The organism is Pelagivirga sediminicola (assembly GCF_003072125.1).
GTDB classification, from domain to species: Bacteria; Pseudomonadota; Alphaproteobacteria; order Rhodobacterales; family Rhodobacteraceae; genus Roseovarius; species Roseovarius sediminicola.
Window position 1 is genome coordinate 1 of record NZ_QCYH01000076.1, and the last position, 588, is coordinate 588.

At 44.4% G+C, this 588-nt stretch carries 1 protein-coding gene; it reads right to left on the minus strand.

The window, feature by feature from the left end; genetic code table 11:
• On the minus strand, positions 1-588 hold a 588-nt coding region (locus DC366_RS20685), incomplete at both ends, for a M16 family metallopeptidase (protein WP_133176264.1).

Consider the following 588-nt stretch of genomic DNA (forward strand, 5'->3'; position numbering starts at 1 on the left):
ATCTACAGTAACATCTGCACTTACGGCCTTCTTCTCCTCCGGATAACCTTCTTTGGTATATCGCTTTACTTCTCCGAACTGAGCAACCTGATCTTCAAACTCCCCTACGTTGCCTACGATAACCAAATAAGCATTATTCGGCTTGATGTATTTCAAAGCAATTTCATTCGCTTCCGAAACACTCACTCCATTCAGGTTCTTTAAATAGTTTTTATAGTAGTCTTTCGGCAAATCATATATCTCTGTATTCAGCGCAAAGCTAGCGATCGTCGAAGGACTCTCGAGCGAGCGACCGAAACTACCCGTTAAATACGCTTTCGCTGCATCGAGCTCCTCTTCGGTGATTGATCTTTTAGTCATCCGGTCTAATTCATAAAAGAACTGGTAAGCGGCACTGTCAGTTACCTCAGTCCGAACGCTGGCATCGGCTGAAAAAGATCCGATGATCTCATCCGGACTTAATGAAGCATACGCCCCATACGTATAGCCTTTTGCTTCTCTCAAGTTCATAAACAAACGCGATGAAGAACCGCCACCCAGTACATAAGACATTAAGCTGGCCGCTATCCGATTTGGGTTGTTATGCTG